We start from the raw sequence: 17,582 nt of genomic DNA on the forward strand, positions 1-17,582 counted from the left end.
TTTGTGTAAGTCTAGCGACTCATCCCTCTGCCACGGTCATTTTTCTGGCTATTTTTTGCTTCCTGAAGCTTACGATACAATTCCCTGTTTTCTAATAGACTGGTGTATTCACGTACTGCCTTTATGATGCTTTTCTGCACATCCTGCCATTTTAGCTTTGTGTCCATTAATTTTACGGGAACATTAAAGTCGATATCCTTATGGTACATCAGGGATGACTTAGCGGTGTTAGGATCGACATTTGGGTATTTCTGGCAGTAGTAATCCAATATTTCGTTCAATGGCATTTCTTTTAACAGGTAATGCATATCGATAAAATCCTTAATCCGTTGTCCGCTATTTACTATTGCATTGATCTTCATGGCCGATATATCCTGGTTGGACATCATCCTTATGCCTTCAATGGTTTCTATTGGCCTGATAGATGGATACTTGTGTGAGATAAAATCAAAATCAACTTCGCCAATACTACCACTTACATAGTTGCCCTTGTGGCGTTTTACATCTGCGCCATAGGTGTTCCTTAAATGTACGGCGAGTCTATCACCATCAAAGTCCGATGAGCTGAAAAGGTCGATATCTATGGATTCCCTGTGTCCAATCCTCAAAGATAGTGCGGTACCTCCAACAAGGTAAAAGGAGTTGAGCTGATGGTCTTGCATCAGTGCCTGGATTAGATCCAGTGTCCCTTGTGTAACTGTTTCTTTGTGTAACATCTGAGTTTTTCTTTGCTCAACTGAAAATATTTGCAAACGGCTTCCATGGTCATGTCAGAAAGGTATGTGATGTCTTCTTTAAGCGTTTTCACTACATTTTCTCGCCCATAAAATCTGATCATTTCCTCCCAATCCCTAGGACTACCTTTATCAAACACCCGTTCGATAACGGTTTTGTAACTCCTGTTCCAGTCCAGTTTATCGAAATCAAAGTCCCAGAACAGTACCTTTGGAAGGTCTGGTCTTCTGACCTTTTGTATCAGTGGCTGTCTTTCAATTTTGATTTCATCGTTTTCGAACGGAATCTTCTTTTTCGAAAGATAGTTGTTCAATGTATGATAGTTATAGGTTGGGTAGCTGTCGCAAAATCCTTTCAGACTTGAAAACACATCGATATCAGTACTGGCAAATCTTTTCCAGTGCACAACGATTACTCTTTTGTTCAATTCCTTTAACATCCTACAAATCTAACTAAAACATGAACTAATGCCTAATATTTTTAAATATTTGTCATTTGATTGTTGTTATTAAATTTATTGATTTATATCATAGCTAACTTTTTCTTTAGCAATGCCATGTCTTCGCTTACCTTGATATCCAAAATTTTAGCGTAATGCTGGGTAGTCCTGATGTCAGTATGTCCAAGCATCTTCGATACGCTTTCTATGGGTACACCATTCAATAGCGTAACGGTAGTGGCAAAGGTATGGCGGGCAATATGCGAGGTGAGTTTTTTCTCAATTCCGCAGAGGTCGGCAATCTCCTTCAGGTATTCGTTCATCTTTTGGTTGCTGGGAACAGGAAGAAGCAAGCCTTTATTATGGCAAACTTTGTTGGTGGAATATCTATCGACAATCTCAACAGCTGTTGACAGTAGCGGAACCGATGACCTTGTTTTGGTTTTCTGCCGATTGGTGAAGATCCATCGGTCGCCATCAATTCCCTTTCTGATATTCTCCTGTTTCAATTTGAGGACATCGACATAAGCCAAACCAGTAAAACAACAGAAAATAAAAACGTCTCTTACCTGCTTCAATCTCTCCGATAAAAACTCTTTGCCCGCGATATGAGCCAATTCCTCTTTGTTCAGATAAAAACGGTCGAGGTTCTTAGTTTTGCCTTTATAAGCGGTAAATGGGGATTTGTCTATCCATTCATTTTCCATACAGATACGAAGAATTTTCCCGAGGTTCTTAATGTTCTTTACCACATAATTGTTCGCACAGTTCTTATCAGACCTTAGATAATGGTCAAATCCATTCAGAAATGCCTGGTCGATGGTCCTAATGTCCATATCGGCTGCACCATATTTCAAAGGAATAAAAACCTTCAGGTGTCTTTCCAAAACTTTATAACGGTTCAATGTGCCACGGACGTAATCTTTACCCACAAGCTGCTCCATTTTTAAATTATGATCGGCAATCGCTTCTAATAGGGTATGGGAATTGGTGAGTGTACCAAGGTAACTGGATTTAATTGCATCGGCAGTAATCGGCACCCCCTCATCGAAAACACTTTGATGGGCATAATACATTGCATTCTGCAATTGGTCAAGATGGGTGTTCAACACCTTGATCTCTTCTTTGGAGCCTATGGCCCGGCTGCCCTTAGCGTTCCATCGTTTAGGGTCGCAATCCCGATTGGTGGCAATCTCTGCACGATTTCCCTCTATGGTAATCCTCATGTAGATCGGTACATTTCCACTTACATAGTTCTTTTGCTTTTTCAGATAGAAAAGCAGGCTAAAATTGGTCTTCATAATCTAACGATTAAAGGTGAAACAAAAATAGCTTTGCAACTAAATCTACACAAGATGTTCAGTTTATAACAACCTGTACATTAAATGATCATACGCCATTCGGTGAGTCAATTTTAACCGTTTTGCCTTACTCACCGAATCACTCACCAAAGTTTTGTGAATTCGTGCGATTTTTGGCAATTCCCCAAAAACAAAAACCCTGCTAATCATGCGATTGCAGGGTTTTGTACATTTTGATAGTCTTTGGTGTGATCCCGCTGGGATTCGAACCCAGGACCACTACATTAAAAGTGTAATGCTCTACCAGCTGAGCTACGGAATCTACTTTGCTTAAAACGTTATCCGTTTCCTTTAAAGTGGTGCAAATATAGGGTTCTAACCTATTTCCTGCAAATAAAAAATTATCAAAACTGCTAACTGTATTGATTTATAGGTGAATTAATTATTTGCCTTCTCTTTTTTAAACATAATTGATATTTTTATCGCTCAATATTTAACATCCATCATGCACAAATCTTTCCGTTTACTCTTTTTTCTACCTTCGCTTTGCTTATTTTCCTGCCAGTCTAAATCATCTGATGAAGCGGCACAGGCCAAACACAAACAAGATTCGCTGGTTTCGTGCGAAAAAAATATGCCCAGCCGTTTTGGTGGAGTAAAAGATACTTCGAGTTTTGCCAGTAAGGCACTGAGTCATGAAGGTATGGTGTTAATTCCCGCAGGCGAGTTTGCCATGGGCGCCGGAGATAAAGAGGGCAGGGAAGACGAATATCCACAACACCAGGTTAAGCTGTCTTCTTTTTGGATGGATGTTACCGAAGTTACCAATGCCAGTTTCCAGAAATTTGTATATGCTACCGGTTATGTAACCACTGCAGAGCGTAAACCCGATTGGGAAGAAATGAAAAAACAGCTGCCTCCGGGTACACCCAAGCCACCCGATAGTGTTTTCGTAGCCGCATCGCTGGTTTTTTATCAACCTAAAAGCGTTATCAGTTTAAACGATGCCTCGCAATGGTGGGCCTGGATTAAAGGTGCCGATTGGAAACATCCGCACGGGCCAAAGAGCAGCATTAAAGGCAGGGAAAATTATCCGGTAGTACATATTTCATGGGATGATGCCATGGCTTATTGCAAGTGGTCGGGCAAACGCTTACCCACAGAGGCCGAGTGGGAATTTGCAGCACGTGGCGGCTTAAAAAACGAGAAATACCCCTGGGGTAACGAAGATATTGAAAAGGGGAAACCCAAAGCCAATACCTGGCAAGGAAGTTTTCCTGTAAAAAATACCGATTGGGATGGCTACAATGGCCTGGCAGCGGTAAAATTGTTTAAAGCCAATGGCTACGGCCTTTACGATATGGCAGGTAATGTATGGGAGTGGTGTAACGATTGGTACCGTCCTGATTATTATGCTAAACTTTCGGGAATTGCCAGTAACCCACAAGGCCCGGCAGATAGTTACGACCCAATGGAGCCAACAGTACCTAAGCGTGTGGTTAGAGGAGGCTCGTTTATGTGTAATGCTTCTTATTGCAAAGGTTATCGGGTAACTTCGAGAATGAAAACTTCTGCCGATACTGGCTTAGAGCATACCGGTTTCAGGTGCGTTAGTTCCAATTAAGCTGGAGCTTGTTAAATTTAAAATCACGCAAACGTTTGTTGTGTAAATTATTGAAATATTTGTTTAGTTTGGCGCAATCAAATTAAACCGAACCGAATATTTATGCAACAAACAACAAAACCAGGCCAAACGCAGGGACCAAAACCGCTCGTTATTATATGTGCCTTATTCTTTATTTTTGGCTTTGTAACCTGGGCGAACGGAACCTTAATTCCTTTCTTTAAGTTATCTTTTGGCTTATCAAATTTACAGGCATTCTTTGTAACCTTTGCCTCGTATATGGCTTACTTCTTTTTGGCTCTACCATCATCGTGGATACTGAAAAAAGTAGGTTTTAAAAATGGAATTGTTTTAGGGCTGGTTATTTTAGGCTTAGGTTCTCTAATCTTCATACCAGCAGCACAAACCCGTACTTTCGGTCTTTTCTTAACTGGTATTTTTGTTCAGGGTGCAGCTTTGGCTTTGCTTCAAACAGCTTCAAATCCATATTTAACAATTATTGGTCCAATCGAGAGTGCTGCAAAGCGTATCAGTATGGCAGGTATCTGCAACAAATTTGCAGGTATGATTGTGCCTTTGGTTATGGGTAGCTTGTTTCTAAAAAATGCATCGGAGGTTGAAAAGCAAATTAAAGCAGCAACCGGCATTGCGCACGAACAATTGTTAAACGAGGTTTTAGGTCGCGTTAACATGCCTTATATTGTATTGGCCATTGTGTTTTGTCTGTTTGCTGTAGTAATTAAATTTACCGATTTACCAGAAGTAGAAGTTGAAGAAGATGTGGTTGACGAAACCAAAGGTGAAGTGGTAAAACATAAAAGCATCTTCCAGTTTCCACACTTGTTTTTAGGCTCGCTATGTATTTTTGTATATGTAGGGGCAGAGGTTATGGCTGGAGATATCATCGGGATTTATGGTCGTGAGTTAGGTATTAGCCCTGAAATTAGCGGGAAATTAACTTCGATTACGCTTTTCAGTATGTTAATAGGTTATATTGTGGGGATCATAGCCATTCCGAAATACATCTCTCAGCAAAAAGCACTTAGAATTTGCGCCATTTTAGGTATCGTGTTTACCGTTTTATCTTTCGCTATTTCTACCTGGTTTGCCGTTATCTTTGTGGCCCTACTAGGTTTGGCAAACTCGTTAATGTGGCCGGCAATTTTCCCGCTGGGTATTAGCCATCTGGGTAAATTTACCAAAATAGGTTCGGCAATTATGATTATGGGTATTGCAGGCGGCGCTTTAATGCCATTATTATATGCTTTCTTAAACGAAAAATTACATGTTCATTTCCAGCTGGCTTACCTTTTAACGGTATTGCCTTGTTACCTTTACATTCTTTATTTTGCTATTAAAGGACATAAAGCCGGATTAAATATAAAATAACCCAAACCAAATAAATTTTATGAGTCAAGCCCGGTCTGAAAAGATTGGGCTTTCTTTTGCCATTAATTTTCAGTTATTTTGGCGAATTATAAACGAGGTCCGAATCTTGTACCTCAAATCACAATACTCATATCTCAATAATGAATAAAGCTATTTTTCTCGACCGTGATGGCGTACTCAATCACGAAATATACGATTATATTACCCGTATTGAAGATTTTAAAATCCTTGATTATCAGATTCCCGTTTTAAAGCGTTTTTTTGACGAGGGTTACTTGTTAATTGTAATTACCAACCAGGGTGGCATTGCCTTAAAGCGTTACAGTGAGCAGGAGCTGGCCATTATGCACCAGATGCTGCGCAATGCTTTTGTAGCGAAAGGTGCCGATATAGCTGGTTTTTACTATTGCCCGCATCATCCAACTGTTGGTGGTGAATGTAAGTGCAGAAAGCCGGCTTCAGGAATGATTCTGGACGCTATCGATATGTACGATATTGACCCAAAGCAATCGGTAATGATTGGCGATAAACCGCGCGACGTGGAAGCGGCCAACGGAGCAGGAGTGAAGGGGATTCTGATTGAGCCAGATGAGCAGATCAGTTACGAGACGGTTAAAGAGGTTCTTAGTCGTGAGTCTTTGGTTTAGTTTAGAGTTCTAAGTTGGGAGTTTGGAGTCGCCAATTGTCTAAACCAAAATAGAACATTTGATAATTCCTTAAATGTACGGGCTATTCTTTTAAAATGTAGTCCATAAAAAAGTCCTAAGTTGTTTTAACTTAGGACTTTTTTTATGCGCTTGGAACTCAAAACTCCAAGCTTAATTCTCCAGACTATTTGCTGGCTGCCTTAGCGTGGTCTGCTAAGAAAGTAGCTAAGCCGCTATCAGTTAAAGGGTGTTTTAATAAACCTACAATAGCGGCTAAAGGAGCTGTAATTACATCAGCACCTAATTTAGCGCAGTTTACAATGTGTAATGGTCCGCGGATTGATGCTGCTAAGATTTGTGTTTCGTAACCGTAGTTATCAAAAATAGTTCTGATATCTTCGATTAAAACCAAGCCATCGCTCGAAATATCATCCAAACGACCTAAAAATGGAGAAACATAAGTTGCTCCTGCTTTAGCAGCCAATAAAGCCTGTCCGGCAGAGAAAATTAAAGTACAGTTGGTTTTGATTCCTTTTGAAGAAAAATATTTAATGGCTTTAACACCATCTTTAATCATTGGCACTTTAACCACAATTTTAGGGTTTAAAGCAGCTAATGCTTCACCTTCTTTGATGATTTCTTCGAAAGTGGTCGAAATAACTTCAGCACTTACGTTGTCATCAACGATATCGCAGATGGCTTTGTAGTGGTTAATTACATTTTCATCGCCAGTAATACCTTCTTTAGCCATTAAGCTAGGGTTGGTAGTTACACCATCTAAAATGCCAAGATCTTGCGCTTCTTTGATTTGATCAAGATTTGCTGTGTCAATAAAAAATTTCATGCTTATAAATTCTTAAAGTGATTATTAGGTTCTGCTGTTAGAATCCCTGAAGAATTTAATATCCCCCCTTCAGGGGGTTAGGGGGTAAAAAAAAGGGCAAGCACCTTCTATCGCACCGCTACAACCTTCTACCCTTGCTATGTTCCCATCCTGGGGGAGTTCAAAGGGAGCTGGTCGTAAAAGACTTGCCCGGCCACAAAGGTAGAAAAAGAAGTTGTTTTGCAAAACCCATTTCTTGAATTTTTTATAGATTGTTGCTATCTGACTGATTAGTAAATTAATAAAATTTAATTGTGTACTTTTAAATAGGCTATATAAAACCAAAAATAATTGATGCATTCATGAATTATTTATATTCGAGTATTTAATTCATATATGAATTAATAGTTAAATCGATTTAGGCTTGATTTTACCAGAAAAAGTGAAATTATTGTACAATATTATCATTATGTTAATTGTAATTATATAGCTGTTTAATTATAAATTTTCTATTTTAACTGCTTTTAATTGAATAAGGGATAAAATTTTTCAAAAAAATATGTCAACTCTGTAATTTACCAGAAATTTTTTATATCTTAGTGTTTCCTATACACTAACAACTAACGAGCAAAGAATGGAACCAAACAGTGGATTGTACGATGCGCAATTTGAACACGATGCCTGCGGTATTGGGTTCGTTGCGCATGTGAAAGGGCGAAAATCGCATCAAATCATCTCCGATGCACTTACTATTTTAGAGAATCTAGACCATAGAGGGGCAAGTGGAGCAGAACCGAATACTGGCGACGGCGCTGGGATTATGATTCAGATTCCTCACGAATTTTTTTATGATGAATGTTTAAAAGCTGGCTTCAGCTTACCGGAAACCAATAATTATGGTGTAGGTATGCTGTTTATGCCAAAAGATATCCGATCAAGAGAAGAGTGTAGAGAGCTGATTTACCGTGCTGCAGAAAAACTTGGTCTGGAGATTTTAGGTTTCAGAAAAGTTGATGTAGATACAACAGATATAGGTAGTATGGCGCTTTCTGTTGAGCCGGAAATTGAACAGGTATTTATTGCCCGTCCGTATGCCGTAGCATCAGGAGCAGATTTTGAGCGTAAGCTTTATATTTTTAAGAATTACCTGATTAAACTGATTGTTAATACCGTACATGGCGGTAAAGATTTTTATATCGTTTCGCTATCTGCGCAAACTATTATATATAAAGGTCAGTTAACTTCTTTGCAGGTTCGTACTTATTTTAGCGATTTAAGCGATAAACGTGTGGTTTCGGCCTTAGGTTTGGTTCACTCACGTTTCGCAACCAATACATTCCCGTCGTGGAGACTTGCACAGCCTTTCCGCTTTATTGCACATAACGGGGAGATTAATACCTTACAGGGAAATTTAAACTGGTTCAGGGCAGGTGTTAAATCATTAGCTTCTTCGCATTTTACGCCTGAAGAGCTGGATATGCTTTTACCTGTTATCGACGAAACCAACTCCGATTCTGGCTGTTTGGATAACGTAATCGAATTGTTATTCCACGCCGGAAGAACGTTGCCTCATGTTTTAATGATGTTAGTGCCTGAAGCATGGGATGGTAACGATGATATGGACCCGGTTAAAAAAGCCTTCTACGAATTCCACGCTACTTTAATGGAGCCATGGGACGGACCGGCTGCAATTGCTTTTACCGATGGTAAATTAATTGGTGCCACATTAGATCGTAATGGTTTACGCCCTTCGCGTTATGCTATTACTTCCGATGATCGCGTTATCATGGGATCTGAAGCTGGTGCATTAGCGATTGATCAAAGTACAATTATCGAAAAGGGTCGTTTAACGCCAGGTAAAATGTTCGTTGTGGATATGGAGCAAGGCAGGATCATTAGCGATGAAGAAATTAAAACACAGGTTTGTGGCGGAAGTCCTTATGCGGATTGGATTAACCAATATCAGATTCGTTTAGAGGAGTTGCCTGAGCCGCGCTTAATGTTTACCGGTTTATCGACCGAATCTATTTTTAAATATCAGCAGGTTTTTGGCTACAGCAGGGAAGATGTAGATCTTTTGCTTAAGCCAATGGCACTTGAAGGTAAAGAGCCTATTGGTTCGATGGGTACCGATACGCCACTTGCTATTTTATCACAACGTCCGCAACATTTATCTTCATATTTTAAACAGCTTTTTGCTCAGGTTACCAATCCGCCTATTGATCCGATTCGGGAGAAAGTGGTAATGAGTTTGGCTAGTTTTATGGGTAGCAACGGTAACTTGTTAGATGAAAATCCTAGACAAGCACACTGTGTTGCAATTAAGCATCCAATTTTAACCAACCAGGAGTTAGAAAAACTGAGAAGTATCGATACCGGTGTTTTCCAGGCTAAAACTTTACAAACCTATTTCAGGGCCGATGGTAAGCCGGGTGCAATGGCGAAAGCTTTAGATCGTTTGTGCCGTTATGCGGTTGATGCGGTTGAAGATGGTTTCCAGGTAATTGTGTTAAGTGATAGGGCTATCGATTCTGAACATGCTGCAATGCCTTCATTATTGGCAGTTTCGGCAGTACACCACCACTTAATACGTAAAGGTTATCGTGGCGCTGTTGGTATTGTTATCGAGGCTGGTGATATCTGGGAAGTACACCATTTTGCTACGTTATTAGGTTTTGGTGTTACAGCAATTAACCCTTATCTGGCACTAGAAACCATTGGTGGTTTTCAGGAAGAATCTGGTTTATCTACAGAAGAATTAACTAAAAACTATATCTACGCAGTAAACAGCGGCTTGTTAAAAATCTTCTCTAAAATGGGTATCTCTACCTTGCAGTCATATCAAGGTGCACAGATTTTTGAAATTTTAGGTTTAAACAAACAAGTGGTTAATACTTATTTCACTGGTGCTGTTTCGCGTATTGGTGGTTTAGGTTTAGATGAAATTGCAAAAGAAACATTAATTAAGCACCACCGCAGTTTTGGTCCGGCAACGCAGACCGAAAACTTATTGCCTGCTGGTGGTACCTATAAATATCGTCGCAGAGGTGAAGCGCATTTATTTAATCCGCAAACCATCCACTTGTTGCAAAATGCGACGCGTAAAAACGATTTTAACATTTTCAAACAATACTCTAAACTGGTAAATGAGCAAACTCAACAGGCTTATACCATCAGAGGTTTGTTCGAATTTAATTATACCCGTCCGGCGGTTCCGTTAAATGAGGTAGAATCTACTACCGAGATCTTAAAAAGATTTGCAACGGGAGCAATGTCGTTCGGTTCTATCTCTCACGAGGCTCACTCTACTTTAGCTATTGCTATGAACCGCATTGGCGGAAAGAGCAATACCGGTGAGGGTGGTGAAGACGAAATGCGTTATACTAAATTGCCAAATGGCGATAGTATGCGTTCGGCCATTAAACAGGTAGCTTCTGCCCGTTTTGGGGTAACCAGTTACTACTTAACCAATGCCGATGAGTTGCAGATTAAAATGGCTCAGGGTGCAAAACCTGGTGAAGGTGGTCAGTTACCTGGTCACAAGGTGGATGACTGGATTGCGAAAGTTCGTCACTCAACACCAGGTGTAGGTTTAATTTCGCCTCCTCCGCACCACGATATTTATTCGATTGAGGATTTGGCCCAGTTAATTTACGACCTTAAAAATGCCAACCGCGCTGCAAGGATCAACGTTAAACTGGTATCTAAAGCAGGTGTAGGTACTATTGCAGCCGGTGTTGCTAAAGCACATGCCGATGTAATTCTGGTATCGGGTTTTGATGGTGGTACCGGTGCTTCGCCGTTAACTTCTATTCAGCATGCTGGCTTACCTTGGGAGCTTGGTTTGGCAGAAGCACACCAAACATTGGTTAAAAACAAATTACGTAACCGAATCGTTTTACAAACTGATGGTCAGTTAAAAACAGGTAGGGATATTGCTATTGCAGCATTATTGGGTGCTGAAGAATGGGGGGTGGCTACTGCTGCATTGGTTACTTCGGGCTGTATCATGATGCGTAAATGCCACCTGAATACTTGTCCGGTTGGTGTGGCAACACAAGATCCGGAATTGAGAAAATTATTTACCGGTGATGCCGATCACGTAGTAAACTTGTTTTATTTCCTTGCAGAAGAGTTACGCGAAATTATGGCTGAATTAGGTTTCAGAACCATTCACGAAATGATTGGTCAGGCTGATGTTTTAAAAGCACGCGAGTTGCCTGCAATCGACTGGAAATTAAAACACCTTGATTTATCGGCTATTTTATACAAAGCTGAAGATAACGGCCTGCCTTTATTTAACACCGAAGCACAGGATCATGGTCTAGATCACGTTTTAGATCATAAACTAATTGCAGCGGCACAATCTGCTATTGAAAACAACGAACCTGTTTTTGCAAGTTTCGAAGTTAAAAATACCGATCGATCATTAGGTACTATGTTATCTAACGAAATCTCTAAAGTACATTTAAGTGCAGGTTTGCCGCCTGATACCATCAACTTTAAATTTGTTGGTTCGGCCGGACAAAGTTTTGGCGCATTCAATACCCGTGGGGTTACTTTATCACTGGAAGGTGAGGCGAACGATTACGTGGGTAAAGGATTATCGGGTGCAAGATTAGCAGTTTATCCTTTTGCAAATTCAACTTTTATACCTGAGCAAAATATTATTATCGGTAACGTGGCATTGTATGGTGCTACTTCGGGCGAGTTATTTGCACGTGGTAAAGCTGGTGAACGTTTTGCCGTACGTAACTCTGGTGCAACAGCAGTTGTAGAAGGAGTTGGCGATCACGGTTGTGAGTACATGACCGGTGGTGAGGTGTTAATTCTTGGTGATACAGGAAGTAACTTTGCTGCAGGTATGAGTGGTGGTGTAGCTTGGGTTTACGATGCAAACGGAACTTTTGCACGCAAATGCAACAAGGAAATGGTTGATTTAGATCCGTTGCAGGCTGAAGATGAAGAGCGTATTTTGGCTTTGCTTAAATCGCATATCAGATTAACAGACAGTAAGGTAGCTGAGTTTATCTTAAGTGATTGGAAAACACAATCAGCTCACTTTGTAAAAGTATTCCCTAAAGAATACAAAGCAGTTTTAGCAAAACGTAACCAACAAGTAAAAACACACTAAGCCATGGGAAAAGTAACAGGATTTCAAGAATACGATAGAGTTGCGCCCACCAGAGAAGAGGCTGCAACGCGTGTAAAACACTATGGGGAATTTTTAAACGAATTGCCCGCAAAAGAATTAAATAATCAGGCTGCGCGCTGTATGGATTGCGGCGTACCTTTTTGCCAATCGGGTTGCCCACTAGGTAACGTAATACCTGAATTTAACGATGCAGTTTATCAGGGCAAATGGGAGCAGGCTGCCAACATTTTATTAAGTACCAACAATTTCCCTGAGTTTACAGGCAGGATTTGTCCGGCGCCTTGCGAGTCGGCTTGCGTACTGGGTATTAACCGTCCGCCGGTTTCTATCGAGGAAATTGAAAAGCATATTATCGAAATTGCTTTTGAAAAAGGATTTATCAAAGCAAAGGCACCATTAATCAGAACCGGTAAAAAGGTTGCAGTTATTGGTTCAGGTCCGGCAGGATTAGCTGCTGCTGCTCAGTTAAATAAGGTTGGACATGAAGTTACCGTTTTCGAACGCGACGATGCACCAGGTGGTTTATTGAGATATGGTATTCCTGATTTTAAGCTTCAGAAAAATGTAATCGATCGCCGTATCGATTTAATGAAAGAAGAAGGCATCATCTTTAAATGTAACGCCAATGTAGGTGAGAACGTAGAGATTGGTACCTTATTGAGAGATTTTAGTGCCATTGTATTGGCTGGTGGTTCTACTATTCCACGCGATTTGCCAATTGATGGTCGTTCGGCTAAAGGTGTTCATTTTGCGATGGACTTCCTAAAACAACAAAATAAACGTGTGGCTAACCGCAAGGTTGAAACCGAAGATATTATGGCTACAGGTAAAAATGTAATCGTAATTGGTGGTGGTGATACAGGTTCAGATTGTATCGGAACCTCAAATCGTCATGGTGCTAAATCGGTAACGCAGTTCGAAATTATGCCAATGCCGCCACAAGCGCGTAGCGAAAATATGCCTTGGCCAACTTATCCGATGCTATTGAAAAACACTTCTTCGCACGAGGAAGGTGCACAAAGGGCATGGTCTGTAAATACCAAGAACTTTATTGCTGATGAAAACGGAAACCTTAAGGCATTAAAAGTGGTAGATGTAGAGTGGGAGATTGATGCAAATGGTCGTCCGGTTACTTTTAAGGAAGTTCCGGGATCGGAAAAAGAGTTGCCTTGCGAATTGGTACTTCTTGCAATGGGTTTCTTGTATCCACAAAAAGAGGGATTAATTGAAAAATTAGGTGTAGAGCTAGATAACCGAGGAAACGTAAAAGCTTCTGAACACACTTATCAAACCAATATTGCTAAGATTTTCGCAGCGGGCGATGTTCGCCGCGGACAATCGTTGGTAGTTTGGGCCATTTCAGAAGGTAGGGAAGCTGCCCGTAAAGTAGATGAATACTTAATGGGAACAACTAAACTGGCCTCGAGAGATGCAATTGCTTATGCTTAGTAGGTTTTAAAATTTATATTTTTAAGGTCGTGGTGCAAACCACGGCTTTTTTTGTTTAAAGATGACTATGGATGGTGAGATTTATCCTATCGGTTAGTGTCCTCACCAATTGAAGCAGATGCTATAAAAAATATTTTAAGCTGCATCTATTTATTGCCACGGATGCACGGATTGACACGGAGTCTTATTCTATCGGTTGGTGTCCGCACCGACCGAAACAAATAATGGACAACGAGTGCTAAATAAAGAGGTCGGTGGGGACACCGACCTTTCGCTTGTAGAAAAAACTCTCCGTGTAGTTTGGGTATCCGTGGCTATATTCTAGTGCAATCATAACACAAATCTAAAACAACTTCAGCTGCTCATCCTTCGGTTGTTTCTCTTTACCAAACACTGTTCTTCCACCGTATTTCCAGCTGTTTTTTCTTTCCTGCTCAATCACCTTCTCAAATTCCATGTTGGGCACAAAGTCTTTTTCTGCATTACCGGCAATACGATGCAGCGATTTTATGGCTTCTTGTTTGTCGGTATTGCCAATTTTAGCCTTCTCAACTGTCTGGCGTAAAAAGTCTATGGTTTCATCGTACACATTTACCGGAACTGGAAAAGGGTGACCATCTTTACCTCCATGTGCAAAAGAAAACCTGGCAGGATCGGTAAAACGTGATGGCGTTCCATGAATTACCTCACTCACCAGCGCCATAGATTGTAGTGTGCGGGGTCCTATGCCTTCGAGTAAGAGCAGCTCTTCAAAATCACTTGGTCTTTTCTCTTGTGTCAGCCACAAAATACTACCCAATCTTTTTAGGTTTATATCTTTTGCTTTCACCTCATGGTGCCTAGGTAATACCAGTTTTTGTATTTCGGCGATCATTCGGGTAGGTGTTTCGGTAGTCAGTCCCATTATGGCTTCTCGGGTAGGATTGGCTGCAGAGGCGGTTAAATTTAATATTTGGCCCTGGTTAATTCCACAAATCCCTGTATGCGGTTCTTCTACAAAGGATTTTAAGTTTTCAGAGTGCCAATGGTAGCGTCTGGCTGTGCCGCTGAAATTGCTCATCCCTTGTTGCACTACGGCCCAATCGCCATCACTGCTTAAAATAAAGTTATGGAGGTAAAGCTGAAAACCATCCTGAATAGCCGTATTATCAACTTTTGCACTAAGCTTGCTCGATCTCACGAGCATTTGCCCATCCAATCCGGTTTTTTCTGCAACGCGCAAAAGTTCGTTTGGAGTTTCACGGCTTAACTTCCCTTTACCACCACAAATGTAAATGCCCAGTTCTTTTGAAAGTGGATTAATGGCTTTTTTCAAGGCACCCATTACGGAAGTAGTAATACCCGATGAATGCCAGTCCATGCCCATTACTGCACCTAAACTCTGAAACCAAAACGGACTGCTTAATCGCCGTATTACTTCTGCTTTGCCATACTCAGCTAAAATAGCTTCAGTTATCGCAAGACCCAGTTTGGCCATACGTTGTGCCAACCAGGGTGGAACCTGGCCGTAATGTAAAGGTAAATCTGCGCTTCCTGATCTTTTCAATACTAACAAATTTAGTAAAAATATTGCGCTATAGGGAAATAATTTCTGTTTATTGCCGCTGAGATTAGAATCAACAATATTTCCGTGCTAATCCGTGTCTCCATGGCTTACAATTGATCTTATGCTTTGGTTTTGGAATTTAAAAATACTTCCGTGTTGGTTAAACGATTGGCCTTATATTTTGTTATCTTCAACCGGAGGCATAAATTTAAAACAGCTGATGCGCAAATTTCTTCAACGTTTATTGAACAATTGGATTATTCGCATGTCTAATAAATACGGCTCACGGCCCAACCGCAGGCGTATACATGGCGCATTAAACAAACTATTTAGAACCATTGTTAAAACACCCGACAAGCGTGGACCCGTTTTAGAAATTACCGAAGCAGACCGGTTTATCATCTTTTCCGACCAGCATAAAGGTGCTCGCGATAACGCTGACGATTTTACCCTTGCGGAAATAAACTATCTTAAAGCACTTGAACATTATGCCATAAACGATTTCCATTATATCAATTTAGGCGATAGTGAAGAGCTTTGGAAAAACTTGATGGAATCAGTTATCAGGCACAATAAAAAGACTTTCGAGGCGGAAAAGGTTTTTATAAATAAGGGGATGTTTACCAAAATATTTGGTAATCACGATTTGTATTGGGACAACGACCCGCTTTCAGGTTTTAACTTAAACAGGATTTACGGCAAAAAAATACCCATTTATGAGGGGGCTATATTGCGCACGCCTATTGGCGCTCAATTATTGGATATTTTTCTTACACATGGTCATCAGGGCGATTTGCAAAGTGATGGAAACTGGTTTAGTAAATGGTTTGTAAGTACAGTATGGGCTCCGCTGCAGGCTTATCTTCAAATTAACCCCAATACACCGGCATACGATAACCAACTAAAAACTGCACACAATATTATGATGTATAGCTGGGTGGCTACACAAACCAATAAAGTATTAATTACGGGGCATACACACCAACCCGTTTTTGCTTCATTAACACATTTAGAAAGAATTTATCTTAAGTTACAGCAAGCCAAAAGAGATAATAGCCAGGAAGTTATTGCAGCCTTAAACGCAGAGCTGGTTAAGCAAACCCGGGCAGGTGATAAGGCTCCGAGGTTTAGGAAATATAAACCCAATTACTTTAACAGTGGCTGTTGCTGTTTCAATGATGGCGATATTACCGGGATAGAAATTGAAAATGGTTTAATCCGCTTAATTAAATGGTCGTGCCATAGAACGGGCCAGCCACAAAGAATTGTGCTCGAAGAAATGAAGCTTGAACTTTTAGTAGAAACAGATTTACCTAATCGGTAGTTTCACATAAAAAGTTGCACCTAAACCTTTGCCATCACTTTCTGCCCATAATTTTCCTTTATGCATATCTATAAATGCACCTGCTGTAATTAAGCCAAGACCGTTGCTACTTTCTTTTTGCGTAGGTGCGGCACTCAATGGAGCAAATTTGATAAAAGTATTTTCCAGGTCTTCATTAGTTAAGCCTACACCTTTGTCATTAATAGCAATGGTAAGCTCGGTAGCAGTGCTTTGATGTGTTATTTTGATTTCTGTTCCCAATGGAGAAAACTTAATCGCATTATCAACCAGCTGGCTAAAAATTACAGTAAGTTTATTTACATCTCCAAATATTAAGAGGGGCTCGTAAATATTGATCGAAATGGATTGGCCTTTGTTTTTTAGCTGCAGATCGAAGTTTAGTTTTACGGATTCCAGTACTTCTTTTAAATCAATCTGAGCTTTTTCTGGTTTATATCCGGTAGCAGCTTTTTTAGCCGGAATTAAAATTTCATTCAGGCTATCGACCATTTTTTTCGACTGCGAATTGATTTTACCGGCAATTAATACAGCCTTATCATCAATAGCAGGTATTCTGCCCATCAACTCCGATTGCAGGGAAATGGTAGTCATTGGGTTTTTAAGGTCATGGATAAGCACGTGCAGGCGATCATCATAAGCCCTGAACGCATTACGCATTGCCATTCTCGATTCCAGTTTGTCCATCACCATTTCTGCCAGCAGGTTGAGCATTTTTGTTTGTATTTCGGTTGGCGCTATCGTTTCAACCGTAGAAACATAAATTACGCCCAGCAGATAACCTTCCGGAGTTAGGAGCGGAGCGGTTATGATGGAGCTGCCTCCTTCGGTTACAACATTAACATTATTGCAAAGTGGCAATTTAGGATTAACCAATGGATGACCAACTATCGATTTTTGGAAGAGCGATGCGTTCCCCTCAAAACAGATGCCTGCACCGGCTGCGTCAAATATACCAGCAGCTAAATGGGATATTCTGTCGAAAGTATATTCGGCTGTAGTATTCAGAATTTCGTAATGCATTAGTTTAGCTAAGCGCAGCGCTTCGTATTGGGACTTGTTATTTTCAACTACTTTTTCACTGTGCATGGCCTGATTGTTTTAAATAAAGAGATGTTGCGATAAAGGTAAA

General features: G+C 40.5%; 12 protein-coding genes, 1 tRNA gene and 1 other RNA gene. 6 read left to right on the plus strand and 8 right to left on the minus strand.

The genetic code is table 11. The features are described 5' to 3' along the window. Positions 1-11: 11 nt before the first annotated feature. The 4 genes from DBR40_RS12280 to DBR40_RS12295 form a co-directional block, all read right to left on the minus strand. Positions 12-716: a nucleotidyl transferase AbiEii/AbiGii toxin family protein gene (locus DBR40_RS12280; protein ID WP_124560027.1), complete on the minus strand. Its 705-nt coding sequence runs from the start codon at positions 714-716 to the stop codon at positions 12-14. Then, the gene (locus DBR40_RS12285) at positions 674-1,162 is read right to left on the minus strand and encodes a DUF6922 domain-containing protein (RefSeq protein WP_124560028.1); all 489 of its coding nucleotides are present in this window, start codon (positions 1,160-1,162) and stop codon (positions 674-676) included. Before DBR40_RS12285 ends, DBR40_RS12280 begins: the two co-directional genes overlap by 43 nt. A 95-nt stretch (positions 1,163-1,257) precedes the next feature. After that, positions 1,258-2,475, minus strand: coding sequence for a site-specific integrase (locus tag DBR40_RS12290; RefSeq protein ID WP_124560029.1), 1,218 nt, complete (start codon positions 2,473-2,475; stop codon positions 1,258-1,260). Between the two features lie 249 nt (positions 2,476-2,724). Then, positions 2,725-2,797 (minus strand) — tRNA-Lys (locus DBR40_RS12295). Positions 2,798-2,980: 183 nt separating this feature from the next. On the opposite strand from DBR40_RS12295, the gene DBR40_RS12300 reads away from it, so the two are divergent. The 3 genes from DBR40_RS12300 to DBR40_RS12310 all read left to right on the plus strand — a co-directional run bounded on the left by DBR40_RS12300 (position 2,981) and on the right by DBR40_RS12310 (position 6,135). After that, positions 2,981-4,099: a formylglycine-generating enzyme family protein gene (locus tag DBR40_RS12300; RefSeq protein ID WP_124560030.1), complete on the plus strand. Its 1,119-nt coding sequence runs from the start codon at positions 2,981-2,983 to the stop codon at positions 4,097-4,099. Between the two features lie 102 nt (positions 4,100-4,201). Further along, complete coding sequence (locus tag DBR40_RS12305) at positions 4,202-5,488, plus strand: sugar MFS transporter (protein WP_124560031.1); 1,287 nt, start codon at positions 4,202-4,204, stop codon at positions 5,486-5,488. A 140-nt stretch (positions 5,489-5,628) separates the two neighbouring features. Then, entirely contained in the window at positions 5,629-6,135 is a 507-nt protein-coding gene (locus DBR40_RS12310; RefSeq protein ID WP_124560032.1) for a D-glycero-alpha-D-manno-heptose-1,7-bisphosphate 7-phosphatase, read from the plus strand. 184 nt (positions 6,136-6,319) lie between these two features. Here DBR40_RS12310 and fsa read toward each other — a convergent pair whose 3' ends face one another. Together fsa and ffs are read right to left on the minus strand one after the other, a co-directional pair. Further along, positions 6,320-6,979, minus strand: a complete 660-nt coding sequence (fsa, locus tag DBR40_RS12315) for a fructose-6-phosphate aldolase (RefSeq protein ID WP_124560033.1) — start codon at positions 6,977-6,979, stop codon at positions 6,320-6,322. A gap of 91 nt (positions 6,980-7,070) precedes the next feature. Continuing rightward, an RNA gene (gene ffs / locus DBR40_RS12320) (signal recognition particle sRNA small type) lies at positions 7,071-7,170 on the minus strand. Between the two features lie 422 nt (positions 7,171-7,592). Between ffs and gltB the strand changes: the two genes are divergently transcribed. After that, positions 7,593-12,092: a glutamate synthase large subunit gene (gene gltB / locus DBR40_RS12325; RefSeq protein ID WP_124560034.1), complete on the plus strand. Its 4,500-nt coding sequence runs from the start codon at positions 7,593-7,595 to the stop codon at positions 12,090-12,092. Positions 12,093-12,095: 3 nt separating this feature from the next. Next, positions 12,096-13,562, plus strand: coding sequence for a glutamate synthase subunit beta (locus DBR40_RS12330; protein WP_124560035.1), 1,467 nt, complete (start codon positions 12,096-12,098; stop codon positions 13,560-13,562). Positions 13,563-13,905: 343 nt separating this feature from the next. On the opposite strand, the gene DBR40_RS12335 is transcribed toward DBR40_RS12330, so the two are convergent. Continuing rightward, complete coding sequence (locus DBR40_RS12335) at positions 13,906-15,108, minus strand: DUF763 domain-containing protein (protein WP_124560036.1); 1,203 nt, start codon at positions 15,106-15,108, stop codon at positions 13,906-13,908. 220 nt (positions 15,109-15,328) lie between these two features. On the opposite strand from DBR40_RS12335, the gene DBR40_RS12340 reads away from it, so the two are divergent. Further along, entirely contained in the window at positions 15,329-16,432 is a 1,104-nt protein-coding gene (locus DBR40_RS12340) for a metallophosphoesterase (RefSeq protein ID WP_124560037.1), read from the plus strand. On the opposite strand, the gene DBR40_RS12345 is transcribed toward DBR40_RS12340, so the two are convergent. Then, positions 16,418-17,539, minus strand: coding sequence for a sensor histidine kinase (locus DBR40_RS12345; protein ID WP_124560038.1), 1,122 nt, complete (start codon positions 17,537-17,539; stop codon positions 16,418-16,420). The genes DBR40_RS12340 and DBR40_RS12345 overlap by 15 nt on opposite strands. Positions 17,540-17,582 lie beyond the last annotated feature (43 nt).

The sequence above is a fragment of the Pedobacter sp. KBW01 genome, from assembly GCF_003852395.1.
Taxonomy (GTDB): Bacteria; Bacteroidota; Bacteroidia; order Sphingobacteriales; family Sphingobacteriaceae; genus Pedobacter.

Excerpts from the sequence above, each read along its gene's own strand:
- DBR40_RS12280 (WP_124560027.1), bottom strand. The coding sequence starts at position 716 with ATGTTACACAAAGAAACAGTTACACAAGGGACACTGGATCTAATCCAG.
- DBR40_RS12290 (WP_124560029.1), bottom strand. The coding sequence starts at position 2,475 with ATGAAGACCAATTTTAGCCTGCTTTTCTATCTGAAAAAGCAAAAGAAC.
- DBR40_RS12300 (WP_124560030.1), top strand. The coding sequence starts at position 2,981 with ATGCACAAATCTTTCCGTTTACTCTTTTTTCTACCTTCGCTTTGCTTA.
- DBR40_RS12305 (WP_124560031.1), top strand. The coding sequence starts at position 4,202 with ATGCAACAAACAACAAAACCAGGCCAAACGCAGGGACCAAAACCGCTC.
- DBR40_RS12310 (WP_124560032.1), top strand. The coding sequence starts at position 5,629 with ATGAATAAAGCTATTTTTCTCGACCGTGATGGCGTACTCAATCACGAA.
- fsa (WP_124560033.1), bottom strand. The coding sequence starts at position 6,979 with ATGAAATTTTTTATTGACACAGCAAATCTTGATCAAATCAAAGAAGCG.
- gltB (WP_124560034.1), top strand. The coding sequence starts at position 7,593 with ATGGAACCAAACAGTGGATTGTACGATGCGCAATTTGAACACGATGCC.
- DBR40_RS12330 (WP_124560035.1), top strand. The coding sequence starts at position 12,096 with ATGGGAAAAGTAACAGGATTTCAAGAATACGATAGAGTTGCGCCCACC.
- DBR40_RS12340 (WP_124560037.1), top strand. The coding sequence starts at position 15,329 with ATGCGCAAATTTCTTCAACGTTTATTGAACAATTGGATTATTCGCATG.
- DBR40_RS12345 (WP_124560038.1), bottom strand. The coding sequence starts at position 17,539 with ATGCACAGTGAAAAAGTAGTTGAAAATAACAAGTCCCAATACGAAGCG.